We start from the raw sequence: 445 nt of genomic DNA on the forward strand, positions 1-445 counted from the left end.
AGGCAGTGCCCTGGCCCAGGCCCTGGTGGCGGACAAGTTGGCCCCTATCGACATCGCCCCGGATATCGCCCGGCAGATGCGTCGCTGCGCAGCGGAGCAAGGGCATGGCGAGGCCGCAACGGACTTGGGGGTTGACCTCAAGTATCGCAAGCAATTTCGAGAAGCACTTGAGGCTTTTCAGTTAGGAGTTGCTGCCGGGGATGAAACCTCGGCAAGTTATCTGGATGATGGCTTTCGTGGGCCAGCCCCAACAGACACCTTGAACTACTTGGGCCAGGATAAAGACCTCGAACGCGCCGAACGCTACAAAGCCATCTGGAGCATCCTTGCGGACTACTCCTACGCCTCCCCCAAAGTCCCCGAGATCAACGACATCCTCCCACTGCCTCCTGCCAAGCTGCCGCCCTGGGACGGCAAGCTCCAGTGGCTGGAGGAGCGCAAGGCC

General features: G+C 61.1%; 1 protein-coding gene. It reads left to right on the forward strand.

What is annotated here, in order from left to right; translation table 11 throughout:
* On the forward strand, positions 1 to 445 hold a 445-nt coding region (locus WFQ67_RS30225; RefSeq protein ID WP_337059008.1), incomplete at both ends, for a DUF6396 domain-containing protein.

This window comes from Pseudomonas sp. USHLN015 (assembly GCF_037153275.1).
GTDB lineage: Bacteria > Pseudomonadota > Gammaproteobacteria > Pseudomonadales > Pseudomonadaceae > Metapseudomonas > Metapseudomonas tohonis.